The sequence below is a fragment of the Methanosarcina sp. 2.H.A.1B.4 genome (assembly GCF_000979385.1).
Classification (GTDB): Archaea; Halobacteriota; Methanosarcinia; order Methanosarcinales; family Methanosarcinaceae; genus Methanosarcina.
In genome coordinates, this window is the sequence record NZ_JJOV01000094.1 from 78,766 (window position 1) to 94,430 (window position 15,665).

Annotated in this window: 19 protein-coding genes; 7 read left to right on the forward strand and 12 right to left on the reverse strand. The window is 44.5% G+C overall.

Annotated elements, in window-relative coordinates; all coding sequences use genetic code 11:
- Nucleotides 1-74 precede the first annotated feature (74 nt).
- The 5 genes from EO92_RS16420 to budA all read left to right on the forward strand — a co-directional run bounded on the left by EO92_RS16420 (nucleotide 75) and on the right by budA (nucleotide 4,891).
- A complete protein-coding gene (locus EO92_RS16420) occupies nucleotides 75-947 on the forward strand; it encodes a hypothetical protein (protein WP_048173312.1) in 873 nt (290 codons plus the stop codon).
- 172 nt (nucleotides 948-1,119) lie between these two features.
- Entirely contained in the window at nucleotides 1,120-1,680 is a 561-nt protein-coding gene (locus EO92_RS16425) for a manganese efflux pump MntP family protein (protein WP_048135767.1), read from the forward strand.
- Nucleotides 1,681-1,768: 88 nt separating this feature from the next.
- A complete protein-coding gene (locus EO92_RS16430; RefSeq protein ID WP_048135766.1) occupies nucleotides 1,769-2,764 on the forward strand; it encodes an isocitrate/isopropylmalate dehydrogenase family protein in 996 nt (331 codons plus the stop codon).
- 117 nt (nucleotides 2,765-2,881) lie between these two features.
- Entirely contained in the window at nucleotides 2,882-3,526 is a 645-nt protein-coding gene (locus EO92_RS16435) for a cyclase family protein (RefSeq protein ID WP_235283380.1), read from the forward strand.
- A gap of 498 nt (nucleotides 3,527-4,024) precedes the next feature.
- Nucleotides 4,025-4,891, forward strand: a complete 867-nt coding sequence (budA, locus tag EO92_RS16440) for an acetolactate decarboxylase (protein WP_048173315.1) — start codon at nucleotides 4,025-4,027, stop codon at nucleotides 4,889-4,891.
- Nucleotides 4,892-5,013: 122 nt separating this feature from the next.
- Here budA and EO92_RS16445 read toward each other — a convergent pair whose 3' ends face one another.
- The 12 genes from EO92_RS16445 to EO92_RS16495 form a co-directional block, all read right to left on the reverse strand.
- Complete coding sequence (locus EO92_RS16445) at nucleotides 5,014-5,196, reverse strand: hypothetical protein (protein WP_048173318.1); 183 nt, start codon at nucleotides 5,194-5,196, stop codon at nucleotides 5,014-5,016.
- A 125-nt stretch (nucleotides 5,197-5,321) separates the two neighbouring features.
- Nucleotides 5,322-5,465 carry a hypothetical protein gene (locus EO92_RS18025; protein WP_156161186.1) on the reverse strand — a complete coding sequence of 48 codons (144 nt, stop codon included), beginning with the start codon at nucleotides 5,463-5,465 and terminating at the stop codon, nucleotides 5,322-5,324.
- A gap of 274 nt (nucleotides 5,466-5,739) precedes the next feature.
- Nucleotides 5,740-6,948, reverse strand: coding sequence for an FprA family A-type flavoprotein (locus EO92_RS16450; protein ID WP_048173320.1), 1,209 nt, complete (start codon nucleotides 6,946-6,948; stop codon nucleotides 5,740-5,742).
- A 25-nt stretch (nucleotides 6,949-6,973) separates the two neighbouring features.
- Entirely contained in the window at nucleotides 6,974-7,480 is a 507-nt protein-coding gene (locus tag EO92_RS16455) for a ferritin family protein (protein WP_048173323.1), read from the reverse strand.
- Nucleotides 7,481-7,533: 53 nt separating this feature from the next.
- Nucleotides 7,534-8,169 (reverse strand): archaeoflavoprotein AfpA, encoded by a 636-nt coding sequence (gene afpA, locus EO92_RS16460; RefSeq protein ID WP_048160582.1) that lies wholly within the window; start codon nucleotides 8,167-8,169, stop codon nucleotides 7,534-7,536.
- 229 nt (nucleotides 8,170-8,398) lie between these two features.
- Entirely contained in the window at nucleotides 8,399-9,097 is a 699-nt protein-coding gene (locus EO92_RS16465; protein ID WP_048173325.1) for a flavodoxin family protein, read from the reverse strand.
- 174 nt (nucleotides 9,098-9,271) lie between these two features.
- A complete protein-coding gene (locus EO92_RS16470) occupies nucleotides 9,272-10,651 on the reverse strand; it encodes a multiheme c-type cytochrome (RefSeq protein ID WP_048173327.1) in 1,380 nt (459 codons plus the stop codon).
- 260 nt (nucleotides 10,652-10,911) lie between these two features.
- Nucleotides 10,912-11,280, reverse strand: a complete 369-nt coding sequence (locus EO92_RS16475; protein ID WP_048173329.1) for a class II SORL domain-containing protein — start codon at nucleotides 11,278-11,280, stop codon at nucleotides 10,912-10,914.
- Between the two features lie 188 nt (nucleotides 11,281-11,468).
- Nucleotides 11,469-11,822 (reverse strand): carboxymuconolactone decarboxylase family protein, encoded by a 354-nt coding sequence (locus tag EO92_RS16480; protein WP_048135753.1) that lies wholly within the window; start codon nucleotides 11,820-11,822, stop codon nucleotides 11,469-11,471.
- A gap of 211 nt (nucleotides 11,823-12,033) precedes the next feature.
- Nucleotides 12,034-12,258 carry a DUF2180 family protein gene (locus tag EO92_RS16485; RefSeq protein ID WP_048135751.1) on the reverse strand — a complete coding sequence of 75 codons (225 nt, stop codon included), beginning with the start codon at nucleotides 12,256-12,258 and terminating at the stop codon, nucleotides 12,034-12,036.
- 11 nt (nucleotides 12,259-12,269) lie between these two features.
- On the reverse strand, nucleotides 12,270-12,500 hold the full coding sequence (locus EO92_RS16490) for a DUF2180 family protein (RefSeq protein WP_048135749.1): 231 nt from the start codon (nucleotides 12,498-12,500) through the stop codon (nucleotides 12,270-12,272).
- 109 nt (nucleotides 12,501-12,609) lie between these two features.
- The gene (locus EO92_RS16495; RefSeq protein ID WP_048135747.1) at nucleotides 12,610-12,735 is read right to left on the reverse strand and encodes a desulfoferrodoxin FeS4 iron-binding domain-containing protein; all 126 of its coding nucleotides are present in this window, start codon (nucleotides 12,733-12,735) and stop codon (nucleotides 12,610-12,612) included.
- Between the two features lie 792 nt (nucleotides 12,736-13,527).
- Here EO92_RS16495 and mer point away from each other — a divergent pair.
- Together mer and fpoF are read left to right on the forward strand one after the other, a co-directional pair.
- A complete protein-coding gene (mer, locus tag EO92_RS16500; RefSeq protein WP_048160579.1) occupies nucleotides 13,528-14,514 on the forward strand; it encodes a 5,10-methylenetetrahydromethanopterin reductase in 987 nt (328 codons plus the stop codon).
- Nucleotides 14,515-14,615: 101 nt separating this feature from the next.
- Nucleotides 14,616-15,656: a F420H2 dehydrogenase subunit FpoF gene (gene fpoF, locus EO92_RS16505; protein WP_048173332.1), complete on the forward strand. Its 1,041-nt coding sequence runs from the start codon at nucleotides 14,616-14,618 to the stop codon at nucleotides 15,654-15,656.
- Nucleotides 15,657-15,665 lie beyond the last annotated feature (9 nt).

Sequence of the window (15,665 nt, forward strand, 5' to 3'; positions counted from 1 at the left end):
AGATCACTTACAAGAAACAGGGTCGAGTCCGAGAAGCCGACCAGATCCAGTAATTACTCAAACAGCCGATACCTATGATTTTTCCTGATGAGTACAAACATGTGGGAGTAACAAAAGCCTTTCCCACAGGCACTGAAGAGTTAATTTATTTCCTTACGGAGTACCTGATCGAAGAAAGAGAAAATCCCGAAACCGGCAGCTCTGAGTATGCAGTTTACCATGTAATTAAAAGTGGAGAAGGGCTTCTCAGAAAGGTTGAGAGTCTCGAACTGCTTGCCTCCGGAGATGAGGTGGTCAGGTATGACAGGGAATTAAACATAAAAGACCGTTCCCTCCTGATCGAGACCGCATTAGAGCTCTGCACAGGGAAGGTGAACACTGTCATTTTTACGGGTGTAGACAGGCATGTCACAATTGTCCATGACCCTGACCCCTCCAGTATTCTTGAAATAGAGATCCTTGACGTTGCTCCCCCGGAGCCGTCCTGGCTTTCCCAGGTTGTAAGGAGGCTTGAAGCCAGCGGAATTTTCGGGGATCTGCAGGCCAGGTTTACTGAAAAGATAATTGACCTCAGGCAGTTCGAAGGAGAAAATACAGTTTTTCCATGTAGCGCATCGGGGCTTGAGGGGAAATGTCTGGACTCGGACGTGCTGACCGAAAACGGACACCTCCTCGTAGGGTGTGAGATCTCAAAGACCCTTTTTGAAATGCGTTTTCCAGAGCTTGATTATTCCTTCGTAAATATCTGTCCTTTCAAGTCCGAAATAGTTGTGCCCTCTAAATCCTTTATTACGCGCTGCTGCAGGTCTGAAAAATCAGGGCTTGTCACTATCAATGGCTTTGAAGGGGCTGTTGTCCATTGGGGGGCATCGGAATTCCAGGTTGTTGAAGCGGTCCGGAAGCTTGTGAACCGGCTTAGGGGGAAAGGTTCAGAGGAAAAAGTGTAAGTATAGTTTCAGCTCCCTCTCCCCACAACTTTAAATTTATTTAAGAGTCTCTCAGGTGCATTGCAATCACTTTTAAGTGCATTACAGGTACCTTTAAGTGCCAGGGATTCTATTATCCCGGAAAATCTGACATTCCCGGAAAACCCTATATAATACGAAAATGGAGTAATAAATGTCTTTTCTAACCAGTTTCCTCTTAGCGCTCGGGCTTGCAATGGACGCTTTTGCAGTTTCCATGTCCAGCGGTACAACGATAAGGCCGTTCAGGCTCAATGATGCCCTGAAGCTGGCTGTTTTTTTCGGGGGCTTTCAGGCTTTCATGCCGGTGCTGGGCTGGCTTGGGGGAAGCGTAGTAAGCGGCTTTGTTTCAGACTATGCCCCCTGGATTGCATTCGGGCTTCTTGCCTTTATCGGGTGCAAAATGATTTATGAGGCACTTTACGGAAGCCCTGAAGGAAAGGTAAGTTCCCTTAACTATTCGTTGCTTTTCCTGCTTGCAGTTGCAACAAGCATAGACGCTCTTGCAGTTGGAATTAGTTTTGCGTTTCTTAAGACACCTATTCTTGAGCCCGTTATTATCATAGGCTGCGTGACCTTTTTTATGTCTTTCTTCGGAGCAATCCTCGGCTACCGGATAGGGCATTTCTTTGAACATGAAGTTGAAGTCCTTGGCGGCCTGATCCTTATAGGACTTGGCGGGAAAATCCTGGCCGAACACCTGCTCTGGATCTGAAAACTCTTTTTTCTGGATATAAATGATTGACTTCTTAATTTTAAACAGTTGCGCCAGATTCATATACTTCAAGCCATGATGCAGTATCATGAAACTGGCGGTAATCGAAGGTGACGGGATTGGCAGGGAAGTGATCCCTGCGGCTGTGGAAGTTCTTGATGCTTTTGGGCTTGAGCTTGAGAAAGTGCCCCTGGAACTGGGCTATGCCAGGTGGGAAAGAACCGGGACTGCAATGTCGGGAGAAGACATAGAAACCATAAAAGGGTGTGATGCAGTCCTTTTCGGGGCAGTCACTACTGTGCCTGATCCTAATTACAAAAGCGTGCTTCTTGCCATCAGGAAGGAACTGGACCTATATGCCAATGTCCGGCCTGTAAAACCCCTCCCCGGCATAAAAGGTGTTACCGGAAAAAACGATTTCGACTTTATCATTGTAAGGGAAAATACTGAAGGGCTGTACTCAGGGATCGAGGAAATAGGGCCTGACCTTTCCTGGACAAAGAGGGTAGTTACCCGAAAAGGCTCTGAGAGGATTGCAGAATACGCCTGCAAGCTTGCAAAACAGAGAAATAACAAACTGACCATTGTCCACAAGTCCAACGTCCTGAAGTCCGACAAGCTCTTCCTTGATGTCTGCCGGCAGGTTGCCAGCTCACATGGGGTGGAGTACAGCGACACGCTGGTTGATTCAATGGCTTACAGTCTTATGATGCGCCCCGAAAAATACGACGTTGTTGTCACAACGAACATCTTCGGGGACATTTTGAGTGATATGTGTGCGGCGCTTGTCGGAAGCCTGGGGCTTGTCCCGAGCGCCAACATCGGGGAAAAATACGCCTTCTTCGAGCCCGTGCACGGAAGTGCGCCGGACATCGCAGGAAAAGGCATTGCAAATCCGCTTGCTGCCATCCTCTGCGTGAAGATGCTGCTTGAATGGATGGGCAACCCCGGAGCCTCGATCATTGATAGGGCAATAGCCGATGTGCTTCAGAAAAATATTATTACTCCTGACCTGGGAGGAACTTCCACAACTGCGGAAGTGGGGCATGCGGTTGCAGAATATGTGAAATATGCACTGAAATAAGCTGGTTGAAATTAAACTGCATTGAAATAAGGCTGAATAAGGCTTTTTCCTTTACTTCAAGCGGGTATTTTTATACCTTTACATCTATTTTTTTATTATGCAAAGTAACTGGAAGCTTTGCTTAAGAGTAACGGGGGTTTTATTCTGCCAGAGTTTTTCGATGTTTCACAGCTTATTACTGAAGGGATGGTTGTATATCCCGGAAATCCGAAACCTTTGATCGAGAGGTATGCATCCGTACCGAAGGATAGGGTAAATGAGTCTATTCTGACCCTGGGAAGTCACATAGGCACGCACGTTGATTCAAGGCTGCATGTTCGGGACGGAAAAGAAGGAGTTGCATCCCTGCCTCTTGAAAGCTTTTATGGGAAATGCAGGGTTTTTGACCTTGTCCATGTGGAAGAAGAGATCCACAGGCAGGATCTTGAAGGGTTTCAAATCGGTCCTGGGGACATAGTGCTTCTCAAGACCAGAAACTCTACTCTTGGATACGTGAAATTCCGTGAGAACTACGTGCACCTGAAAATGGATGCAGCCGAATACCTTGTCAATGCAGGAGTCAAGACCCTGGGGTTTGACTACCTCAGAGTCAAAAAGCTTGAAGGGGACGACGAGGTTCATGAACTGCTTATCAATAACATGACTTTGTTTGAAGGCCTCAACCTTGCCGGCGTTCACGAAGGGGAATATACGTTCCTGGGTTTGCCTCTTCTTATAGACGCGGACGGGGCTCCGGCCAGAGTCATACTGGTAAGAGAATAAATGCTTCAAAGGGTCAATATAAAGTTATTCTCCTATCCTTCTCTTTTTTTAATTCTTATTTATTTTTTCCCTGTTTCGGTCCTTAATAAGTTCATCCCAAAAGCTATTTTATTCTTAGCCATAAAAGTTTTCGGAATTGCTTTCACAATCAGGGGCTGAATCAATTGTTTGAAGTACAGGGTTCAAGAAGCAAATTTTGAATATTAAGAGGAGCTCAATAACTGTTTTTTCCTTCCTGACTTATTCACTTCTGTTCAATTCCGCTTGAACCTCTCCTACATTAATTTATAAAAAATGAGAACTGTCCCTAACCGTTCCTAACGCCGGGCTCTCTCAACACCATACTTATAAAAATAAATAACTGAGTTATTTCCCTTGCCCATACAGAACTTCGATCTTCAATTTCCTAAATGTTTGTAAGTTAATCTCTAAGTATACTAAAAAAATTTATAATATCAATAACAAGAATTCTTACTAAAAATCCGGTGAGGACTATACATGAATAAAAAAAGTTTTTTGATTGTTTTAATTCTTTTCTCAGTTACTTTTGTTTCCGGTTGCACCAGTCATGGCGATGACTTTTCCGAAAAATCCGGTAATATTGAGAAACTCGACAATATTGGGAGCAATGCGGACTCAGCTTCAGGTATTCGCGGCAGTGAAATTGACGTTCTCTATCAGGTCTCAACAATCGACGCCCTGCTTCAGGGCGTTTATGATGGGGTTCTGCCAGTTGCGGAACTTGAAACCCATGGGGACTTTGGTATAGGAACCTTTGACGGGCTCGAAGGGGAAATGCTCGCCCTTGATGGCAATTACTATCAGATAAAAACAGATGGAATTGCCTATCCTGTATCCGGGGAAATGACAACTCCTTTTGCCACTGTCACCTACTTTGAAGCCGATGAAAATTTCCGGTTTGAGGAACCTGCAAACCTTACCGAACTTGAAGACTTCCTTGACCTTAACCTGCCTTCGGAAAACCTTTTCTACGCGGTCCGGGTTGACGGGAATTTCTCTTACATAAAAGCACGAAGCGTACCAAAACAGGAAAAACCATATCCAAAACTTGCAGATGCGGTATCCACCCAGTCTGTCTTCGAATTTGAAAACATAAGCGGTACACTGGTAGGATTCAGAGCCCCTGAATACGTGAAAGGTGTAAATGTGCCGGGGTATCACCTTCACTTCATTACAGGGGACCGAAATGCAGGTGGACATGTCCTGGACCTTGAGGTGGAAAACGGAGATGCTACCCTTGACATTACCAGCGCATTCTTCATGGAACTCCCCACCAGCGGAGACTTCTATGACGTGGAACTGGGTCAGGACCTTCAGGCTGATATGGAAAAGGTTGAAAAGTGATCTCAAGCTTTCACTTTTATATGCTTTCCTTCGTTTTTTAAAGGGAAATTTCCCCCCTTCCCCTTTTATTTCTGTTTTACTCTCCTTACTTCTGCTAATTTTTTCCTTTACTTTCCCCTCACTTACATTCTATTTTTATCTTTTTTTCCTTCACTTCTTCTTAATTTAATTTCCTTTTTGCCCTTATTTTTCTTGTAAATTTTTAGGTATGTTTGGTCTGTTTTTCTTTCTTTTATTTCTTCTTTCTTTTCTTCTTTGTCTGATTTTTTTGTTGAGAAATGAATCTCAACATTCCGCCTGTTCATAGAGGGTTTGCAGCTTTTACTATCCTGATTTACTATTCCTGATACAACTATTATTCCTGATACAACTTGCAGCTTTTACTATCCTGATTACTATTTCTGATACAATTGTTAACTCAATTCTGGCCTTACATGTTCGGTACTGAAACTTTCATCTTCAGGTTCATTCCCGGTATATCCCCTAACTGTCCGGAAATGTCGGTGTTTCTGAAGCTTTCAAACTGTTCATAGTACTGAGCGCGTTCAACCAGTCCTCTGAATATCTCTTCCATTGTATTCACCTCTATTCCCAAAAACTACTTCAGTATTTATTAAGCTCCGCCAAGCGGAGTGAAAGTATTTTTTGATGGAGTCCAGGAGATGGAGGTTTCAAAATCTATATGGCTACCAGGCCTGAAAATATCTCAAAAGGGGGGTCAGAAAGAGCCTCCTGATAAATTCCCCGGAGAATAAGGATACCTCAAAAAAGAGTTTTAAATAAAAGAGTTTTAAATAAAAGAGTTTAATATAAAAGAGTTTAAAATAAAAAACTAGAGGGAAACTGGTTTACTGTTCTTTTGCAAGAGCTGCAAGCTGCTCTCCAAGTTTTCTGCATTTCTCCAGTTCTTTTTCATATGGCCTGTACCTTACCTGCAGTCCGGGTTCCAGTACCTCTATTCCTGCATTTTTTAATTCCTGTTCTATTGTTTTTACTGCTCCTCCTCCCCAGCCGTATGACCCGAAAGCCATAGCTTTTTTCTTCTGGGGGCGCAGGCCTTTTATGTATACCAGGAAGTCTCCGACTGTTGGAAAGATTCCGTTATTAAGGGTCGGTGAGCCCACTGCAAAGGCAGCTGCATCGAGCATCTCTTCCATTATATGGCTCCGGGTGTTTTTCCGGAGATTAAGAAGTTTGACCTCAACTCCCGCTTCCCGGACAGTTTCTGCAATCTCGTTTGCCATTATTTCCGTGCTGCCCCACATAGTGTCGTATATGACAAGCACTTTTTCCTTTACTTCCCCATTAGCCCATGCCCTGTATGCCTCAAGGATTTTTTTGAGGTCCTGTTTCCATATGATTCCATGGGAAGGGGCTATCTGCAGAGGCTCTATTCCCATGTTTTCCAGTATTCCCAGAAAGCGAAGAAGCGGCATGTGAAATGGCATCAGTATGTTTGCATAATACTCGGCAGCTTCCGGGATAACATCCCCTACTTCGAAATCATACCTTTTTGAGGTGGCTATATGCTGTCCGAAACCGTCATTTGAGAAGAGGATCCTGTCTTCTTTCAGGAAAGTTTCCATGCTGTCAGGCCAGTGCAGCATTGTGGCTTCCAGGAACATGAGGGTCTTGCCTCCAAGGTCAAGCTGGTCGCCGGTCTGCACAACCTCAAGGTCCCAGTTCTCGCTACCCGAGTCTCTGAAGTAGCCGTTAAGGATGTCGACGCCCCTTCTTGTAATGAGGATCTTTGCATCGGTTTGTTTTTTAAGCTCTGCCAGGGAACCCGCGTGGTCAAGTTCCATATGGTTTACTACAATGTAGTCAAGCTTTGAAGGGTCGATTATCCGGGTAATACGCCTGAGCATTTCCCCTGCAAAGGGAGCCTTTACGGTATCGATAAGGGCGGTCTTTTCCCCAACAACAAGGTAGGAATTGTAGGTTGTCCCACCAGGGGTTGTAAACCCGTGAAAGTCCCTGCCGTTCCAGTCGATTGCTCCTACCCAGTAAACTCCCCTGGCAAGTTCGACGGCTCCGTCAGTTTTTTCGATATCCATATCCTCACAGCCCTCTCAGTTTTTTTCAGGTCTGCATCCGGAACTGAGTGAGATTTTCAAGATAGCTGTCAATAATCTCGTAGTGGCCTCTTTCGTACCCTGATAGCATCTCAAAGAATTTTTTCTGAGTCTCGTCTTCGATTCTTTTTGCCATTTCCGAATAAAAATCCTCACTCTTTCTCTCATGTCTCATGGCCGCAAGAAGAATGCCTGTATCTCCAGGGGTGATCTCGCCCACTTTTGTTCGGCTGACATCGAACTCAGGGCTGAAAGACTGCCCACTTGGGACTTCCGTGCTGATCGTGGGCAGTTCTTTTTTATCACGGTACCCTTCGAGGTAGCCAATATGCTTTACTTCCTCGCCTGCAAGGTGTTCATAGAGTTCCTTGAATTTCGGGTTGTCCATTAAGGTAGCCTTCTGCAGGTAGAAGTCCCTTGCTTCAATTTCTCTCTCGATTGCCAGAGCTATGGCTTCTTCAATCCCTTTAAGATTTCCTACTTCCTCTACTGTATCCTGATATGAACTCTTCATACCTTTTACCCCCCTTAGAACCTGATTTTCAGGTTTCCCCTAATTTAAAGTGTTTAATCTCCAATTTCTTTCCTTGCTTTGTGTTTCTTTTGTTCTTTCACTTTCAAGATTATATCTTCAGAAGGCCGTTCAAGCCCAAATAAATCATAAATCTCATAGGGACTGGCAAGTACGGTTATGTTTTCCATCTGCGCAAGTTTTTCCGAGTTTGTAACATCTACTTCGCGCATACTTAGCTCAAATGCTCTCCCGCTGGGTGCAGCAGTTTTTACAGTTCCCCTTTTCTGGTCCACAGGCAGGATGAAAATAGGCGTTTTTCCTTTTGCGGTCTGAGAAACCGCATTTGTAACAAGGGTATCTGCAATCCCGTACACGATCTTTGCCACTGTATTGGCAGTTGCCGGGGCTATGAGCAGGAAGTCATAATGTCCCATCTGCAGTGGGCCTGCAATGAATGGGGAGTTGGGGCCTGCATCTACTTTGAAGTTAGGGAAATCGTTCTGGATTTTGTCCCACAGGTGATACCATTTCATCACGGTTTCGCCCTCTTTGGACAGGAAAACCATTGTTTCAACGCCTGTCTGGTTCTTAATGTCCACCAGAATACTATAGGTCTCAATCATCTGGTCTCCGGAACCTGTAATTCCCCATGCTATGCGTTTAACTTTCTTGCTTAACGGTTCTACCAAAATAACACCCTCCTTAAGGTTTCAATCTAATCTCTGCATTCCCTCATTATTCTAATTGATTTGATTTCTTAAACTATTATTCCCCTGAAACTTCCGATCTTTCTTAATTTATCTATCTCCCTGAGTTCGGTCTATTAGCCTGATTTACTGTTTGTCCTTAAGCCCAACTCTGGTTTTAAGTGACCAGTTATGTCTCATCTGCCTGAGAGGTGCAGCTTATCCTGAGTTTTCAGTCCTGCGATGGCTTTTTACCTTCTTCTTCAGGGTTTTCGGGTGCCGGGGTTCCAGACTCTTCTACGGAAGCTGCTGTCTTTACGAGTCGGGCTGTCTGGATGAGCCTCTTAAGGGTTTTTTTAAGGCTCCGCATGCCTTCCGAATCTTCTGAAACCCCTTCTACTCCCTTATCCTTTGACCAGAAGGTCCCTCCCAGGTTTGCTCCAAAGGAACCCCCTCCAACAGGGATCATTTCATTAATTACATAAAAGTTAAGAATAGTCTGGATAGCAGGCTCCTGCCCGCCTATCCGGTCCCCTCCGTCCGCGATTCCCATTCCGACCTTATTTAAAAAGACCTTTGGGTCTCTGGCGACGACAGCTCTGCAGCGGTCCATAATCGTTTTTGTCTGGGCGCTTACGGTTCCCTGATAGACAGGAGTGCCTATAATCCAGGCATCTGCCCAGATCATTTTGTCGTATAGCTCAGCCGCAATATCGTCTTTATGGACACAGCCTTCCTTTTTCTTAACACAAAAATCACAATGGATGCAGAAGTTTAATTTTTTCCCTTTGGAGGAGAAATAGTCAGTCTCTGCGCCGTATTTCTCTTTTGTAATTCTCAGGGCTTCCTGAACCAAAAAATCAGTCGCCATATTCCTGGGGCTTCCCGATATTCCCAGAATCCTTATTGGTTTGGTTTCGGTTTCTTGCATGTCCCCTCGCCTGTATTTCTTATAAAAGCTAAGTATCTAAAATAAAAGCTAATATCAAAAGTTAAGCATCTGCTCAAATATATCTATATGGTAGTATGTCTTCAGGGCAATAATCTTATGCCTGAATGCTTTTAGCCCTAATTTTTAACGTTTGTCTCCTATTTGTCTTTCTTTTTATCTCTTAAGCTTTCTGAAGGCGCTACCCAGAATGAGTGCAATTCCCGTTCCGATCATTCCGAGGCCTGGAGTTGAAGACTTTTCTTCGTCGGGGTACGCTGCCATATCAATCACAGGCACTGAATAGGCTCCTTCACCGAAAAGCTCGTCAATATGCTCCTGAGCAGCCGATCTGTAGTGAAGAACCGCTTTTGTGCTGATAGGATTGGAGGCATTTTCAGGCATTATGAATGAATGCTTTTCAACTACAGATTCTTTCGGGCTTATTCTGTTATCGGAAAGGATACTTTCTGCTTCCCATACTTTTACTGTGGGGTTTCCTTCAGAGTCCGCAAAAACCGTGTGATAGACCGTTGCTCGAGGGTCAATTATCCCCTTTTCGTCAAGTTCCCCTGAGTGATATATTTCCTTTCCTTCACCGTCCAGTGCAATAAGCTCAAGCCAGATTTCCCGCTCTTCAGTAACCCCGGTTGGAATTTTGTGTCCTGCCCCTGTATTTGTAATCTCTACCTCCATTTCCACATTTTCTCCCGGTTCTGCCGAATCAGGAGCTGTTACCTCAAGCTCTGCAGCGTGTTGAAGATACTCAATAGCCCTTTTTTCGTGCCTTCCTTCCCCCATAATGCCTGTTATGAAAGCGTTTGCGCCCACAAAGTTATGGGTATACACATGTTCCCTTTCCGGGCCTGTTGAGGCAGCTTTTCCAGGGTTTTCTTCGAAGCCGACGATTCCGGGGGTCATATGGCAGGCCTGACAGTTCACTCCCTCTTCAGCATATGGGCTTTCCTCCCATTCTGTATAAGTGGCGGCAAGAGTCAAATTATTTACCGGATGGTAGATATTGTGGCACATGCCGCAGTATCCGGACTCGTTATAAAACTCGTGCGCTTCTATCTCATGGGAAGGAGACTCTGCATCGGCTCTGTTTCCCCATTTTACATCTCCGGGCTCAAGGACATAGGGAGCGTTTCCTATCCCCTCGCTTTCGACAACTGAGTGGCAGAAATCACACTGTACTCCTTCTTTTGAAACCTCGCTCAGTTGAGAACCGTCGAGGGGAGGGATTTCAGCCGAAACCACTCCGATGGGCGTATGGCAGCGAGAGCAAAACTCAGGAGAAAGACCCTGGGCTTCTGCAGCTACACCGTATTCCTGAAGCATTGCCTGGTAAAAGAAGTCGCTGTCCGCATTTGAATGCATTGAGCCATCCCATTCTCCAAAGCTGCTCCCGTGGCAGTTGGAACAGATTCCGGATTTCGAAAATTGGTCCGATGTAAAGTTTCCGGATCCGCCTGGTTCTGCAGCTCCGGTAGATGCACATACGAGTCCTGCAAAAAAAATAGTAGTAATTAGAATTAGAAGTTCCGTGCTTTTCACTGACGTTCCCCCCAGACTATGTCCTCAGGTTTTCAGGTTTTCCAGGTGCACGTTTCCTTTTTTCCCCGGAGATATAATTTTAACTCACTGATAATATTTCAAGAGGCCGTGAGTGTTGTTTTTTCTCGGGTGCGCAAGTTCATGGGTGAGGATTTTTTTTCTCCGTATACCCTGCAAGTTCACTCTTCACACGCTATAGTTTTCACTTACTCTTATGGTGATAAGATCTAGCTCACCCTTTTCCCTGTTAGTTTTTCTCTTTAGCTCATCCTGATGGTCATGAACTCTTCCCAGAGCCCATGGATGTTGCAGCTTTCGAGAGCACGGAGTTTGCTTTCCTTTTCTGCCAGGGATTTATCTGCCTCAACTGTGAATGTGGCTTCAGCTTTCTTGTTTTTGTGCAGGGATAGCTCTACTTTTCCTATCTTTTTGTCATTGAGGTAGAGTTCGATCCACTCGATGTGGTGTTTTTCTTCCATTACATGAGGAATAAGTCCCACCTCCACAATCACATCAAAAGGCTCTCCTGCAATGATTGTTTTTGGCACATGGATTGCCGGGACGTGCTTCTTTTCACCTTCTGTCAGGTTTTTAGAGTCAGACGGTTTGTTTATCTTTTCTTCAGCCATTATTTTTTCTTTCCACTCCTGGCTTATTTCAGTCGAATTTTAAGGAACAGTGAGCTAGTGGCGCGAATATAATCCTTTACTTGCAGAGAAACGCGCCACTGCGACTTTTACTGCAACTTTAACTGCAACTTTGATTTAAAAAAATATAATTTTGGAATGTAGTTTTTTATTTATTTTAAATGTGGCTTTCACATTTCTTTCAGCAGTTTAAGAGCATTCCTGCATGCAGCCACGGCAGGAGCACCTGAGGTGATGAAGATGACTTCCATCGTCTCCATAATCTCTTCTTTGGTAGCCCCGTTTTTGAGCGCACTTTTCATCTGGGATACGGTACAGGACTCACACTGCTTTGATGCCACAACTGCAAGGGCCATAAGGATCTTTACTTTGGCCGGGAGGGCTCCGTCTGTCAGAATTTTGTGGTCGCATCTTCTGTATTTGTGCAGGAATTCCGGATCAAGGTCCCCAAGTGTCTCCAGAATTTGAGGGGTGAACCCCATTTTTTCTCCCATACTCTCGAGTATCTCTTTGTGTTCTGTCATTCTTATAATCTCCTCCGCTCCGTTATTATAGCTACCAATTAGTTACTTCTGATTACCAATTGGTTATTGATTTTGATTATATTGATTTTGATTATATTGGCATTTATATTGATTATTACTTAATATTTATCAAATATATATATTCATGACCCTTAATTGCCATACTCGGGCTTTCCAGGTCGCCTTATAAATGGTCTGCCAAATCGTCTTTTTAGACGCAGAACCCGTCTTCAAGAATGGAGCCGATGCATTCCTGACACATCATCCTTGGAAGGCCCTTCTTTAGCGTCTTGTGGGGCAGCGGGTATCCTCCTCCCTTCATGGGGAATTCTACCTGCTTGATGTGTTCCATGCAGAGGCCCTTTCCGCAGACGATGCAAACGCCTACTGCTTCACTATCCTTATTTTCTTCAATGCAATCGTAACATTTCAGCATTCTAGGCCACCTCAACAAACGTCATTAAACAGACAGTTTTCTTTCAGGGCTTCATGGCAGGGAATACAGACAATTCTTTTGATGTGTTCCCGGTCAGGCTTAAGTTCAACAGGATAGTCGCCTTCCCACGCAGGAGTTTCCTCGTGAATAAGGTGCTCTTTGCAAACCCCTCTCCCACATACAATACAAATCCCCACAGCATCCGTGTCTTTGCCCTCTCTGGCACATTCATAACACTTCATCACTTTCCCTCCGAATCAGGAAATCCTGTTTTTATTCGTATTTTATCCGAAAATTTTCAGGTCTTAGATCTCATAAACTTATCATATGAGAAAATTTCTGACTCTTTTATTATTCTTCTATGAGGGTCATGTCTTCTCCGCAGCAAACAAGCGTTCCGCCTCCGACTTCTGTTACGATTACTTCATTGCCGCAGATCTCACATCGGTACTTTTCTCCTTTTCTGGATACAGCCATAGCTAATTCACCTCCTGTTTTTAGTTTAAAATTATCAAAACTTTTAAGCGGGCTTTCCCCATGCCCTATAATTCCCGGTACTCACTCCGGATTTTATCAACACTCCTATATATTAACCATCCTTTGTATATAATTGTAAGGATTTTTAAAAACGTAACATAAATTTTTCCCTTCTATCCAAATCGGTTTTATTTTTTTCATACATCTTTATCCTGGGCTTTAAGGTGTTTTCTTCTCCTCTTTTCGTTAACTGTAAACCCAATATTTGTCACTTGCTAACCAGGGTAAACTCTGCAAATTTCGGCACCCCACATTTTTATAATATAAACCTTTTCCTATTTCCAGAAGAAAAACTTCCTTTAAAATACGCTAATTATTCTTTTTCCTGCACCTTATCAGTACCGTTTGAAATATGGCTTGAAAATGTCCTGTTCTGGAAAAGGTTTATAAGGTTTGATTATTTCATTTTGAATGAATCAGGTCTTAAACCGGTCTTAAACCGGTCTTGAACAGGTCTTGAACAGGTCTTGAATAGGTCTTGAACAGGTCTTGAATAGGTCTTCAATTTAATGAACTGTTTAAAAAATTGTTTTATCAAGTTTTTTATATACATCTCATTTAATACAGTTAATTATATATAGATTCTTAAATACTGTTATGTGAATTATAGTTAAAGGTTGTAGTTATCCTCAATTATAATTGATGATAATTATAATTTATAACATATTTATATATGGGGCGAATAACAGACCCATCTAGCCATTAAGCAGTAGTTAAAAGGAGTTATCAAAGATGAAGTTCGGAATAGAATTTGTACCGGCCGATCCTGCTTTAAAGATCGCATATTACGCAAAGCTTTCAGAACAGCAGGGATTCGACTACGTCTGGATCACTGACCACTACAACAACCGTGACGTATATTCCACTCTTACCGTTCTCGCTCTGAACACCAATAGCATCAAGATCGGCTCCGGTGTTACAAACTCCTATACCAGGAACCCTGCAATTACAGCATCCAGCATTGCTTCAATTGCTGAAATCTCAGGCGGTAGGGCAGTCCTCGGTCTCGGACCCGGAGACAAAGCAACTTTCGATGCCATGGGCATTGCATGGGAAAAGCCTCTTGCAACCACCAAAGAATCAATCCAGGCTATCAGAGGTTTCCTTTCAGGCCAGAAAGTCTCCATGGACGGCGAAATGGTCAAGTTCGGAGGCGCAAAACTTGCTTTCAAAGTTGGAAACGTCCCTATCTATATGGGTGCCCAGGGCCCCAAGATGCTCGAACTTGCCGGTGAAATTGCAGACGGTGTCCTGATCAACGCTTCTCACCCGAAGGACTTTGAGGTCGCTGTGGAACAGATCCGCAAGGGTGCCGCAAAAGCCGGCCGTGATCCAAGTGAAGTCGATGTTACCGCATACGCCTGTTTCTCCATTGACAAAGACCCTGCAAAAGCAATTAATGCTGCAAAGGTAGTTGTCGCCTTTATCGTTGCAGGCTCCCCTGACCTTGTCCTTGAGCGCCACGGTATCCCGGTCGAAGCCAAGAAGCAGATCGGTGAAGCTATTGCCAAGGGAGACTTCGGTTCCCTCATGGGCGGACTTGTTACCCCCCAGATGGTCGAAGCCTTTGCAATCTGCGGAACTCCAGAGGACTGCATGAAGAGGATTAAGGACCTTGAGGCAATCGGAGTAACCCAGATTGTCGCCGGATCCCCTATCGGTCCTGACAAAGAAAAAGCAATAAAGCTTATAGGCAAAGAGATCATTGCAAAGATGTAATTTTATTACATCCTGCATAACCATTTTTTTATTTATTTCGTTATATTTTTAAAAACATCTTGCCGATAAGGCAAGCTTATCAAGGCATTGGAGGTAACTGATTGCCACCAAAGATTGCAGAAGTCATTGACTTTGACGTATGCGCAGCCTGTGGGGCATGCGAGGCCGTGTGTCCCATTGGGGCTGTTACCGTAAAGAAGGCGGGTGAAATTCGAGATCCGAACGATCTGGGTCTGTATGAGAAAGGGGCCGGATACCAGGTTTGTGAAGGTTGCTTAACCTGTAGTCGGGTCTGTCCTGTAGTGGACGGCTTCATCGACAACGAGCTTGCAAACGTGCGTAAGTTCTTTGGTGCAAAGTCAAAGGACAATGCCGGCAGCCAGGATGGAGGAGTATCCAGCGGCATCCTCAAATCTCTTTTCAGGCAGGGTAAAATCGACTGTGCAGTTGGGATTACCAGAAATGAGAAGTGGGAGCCTGAAGTGGTCCTGCTGACAAGTGCAGAAGATGTGGAACGGACAAGAGGGACAAAGTACACATCAGACCCCGTTCTTGCAGCGCTCAGGGAAGCCTTCGAAAAGTACGACCGGATTGCAGTTATTGGAGTGCCCTGTCAGGCCCATGCTGCACATCTGATCCGGGAAAATGTAAACGAAAAGATCGTGCTAATTGTCGGATTGCTCTGTATGGAAAGTTTCCATCATGATGTCATGCTTGAGAAAATCATCCCTGAATTCCTTAAGGTAAATGTCGAAGACGTCCGGAAGATGGAGTTCACCAAGGGTAAGTTCTGGGTCTACACCAATGACGGTGAGGTTCACTCCGTACCCATCAAGGACATAGCCAAGTTTGCCCGAAACCCCTGCCACCACTGCTGTGATTATACCTCGGTCTTTGCCGATATCTCAGTAGGTTCTGTCGGGGCTCCTGACGGGTGGAACTCGGTCTTTATCAGAACCGATATCGGAGAGAAGTACTTCGATATGGTCCGTGATGATATGGAGATCATGGAAGACCCCAAGCCGGGCCTCGAACTTGTCGGAAAGCTTATCGATATGAAGCGTAAGGGCAATGCTGAACATTTCCTCGAAGTCTGCGAGAAGTTCAGCTTTGAGACTGGAATCCGCAACGAAACGATCTAAAGAAATTAA